Origin of the sequence: Streptomyces sp. DH12, from assembly GCF_020873895.1 — a bacterium.
Classification (GTDB): Bacteria; Actinomycetota; Actinomycetes; order Streptomycetales; family Streptomycetaceae; genus Streptomyces.
The window spans coordinates 1-506 of sequence record NZ_JAHWGT010000729.1 but is presented as its reverse complement, the minus strand read 5'-3'; the positions used below and the strand labels follow the sequence as shown (position 1 = coordinate 506).

Here is a 506-nt window from a genome sequence, read left to right as displayed (position 1 = left end):
GCCGCCGAGCAGGGCGTACCAGAACAGGCCCTCGGACAGCTCGGCGTCCATCGCCCCCGGGGTCAGCGCGATGATGGCGTTGTCGACCAGCTCCATCACCGCGATGGAGACGGTGTCGGCGGCCAGCGCGATCTTCACGGCGGCCTTCGGCGACACCCCGGCGCGCACCACGGCGAAGAGGGTGAAGGAGTAGCCGAAGACGAAGGCCAGGCCGATGGCCAGGGCCATCGTCGGGACGTTGCCCCACATCAGGGACGTGCCGATGGCCATGCCGAGGATCTCGCCGACGGCACAGCCGAGCAGGCAGTGGAGCGTCGCCCGTATCGCCATCGACCAGGTCGCGCCGGACGCGGCGCCGGGCGGTGCGCCGTGTCCGGCGCCGGTGTGGTGGTGCATGGCGTGGTCCATGGACCTCATCCCCCTTCGCAGTGTCACGGGGACCGTGTCGTCCCCACGCACACCTGGAACCGTATACCCCCCTGGGGTATTCCGCCAAGGGGTGATGA

The 506-nt window shown here is 70.0% G+C and carries 1 protein-coding gene; it reads right to left on the bottom strand.

Annotation, left to right across the window (positions count from 1 at the left end; genetic code table 11):
• Positions 1-408 (bottom strand): DUF4396 domain-containing protein (locus tag LPA54_RS36755; protein WP_228984832.1); only part of this gene is annotated, 408 nt, incomplete at its 3' end.
• Between the last annotated feature and the right edge of the window lie 98 nt (positions 409-506).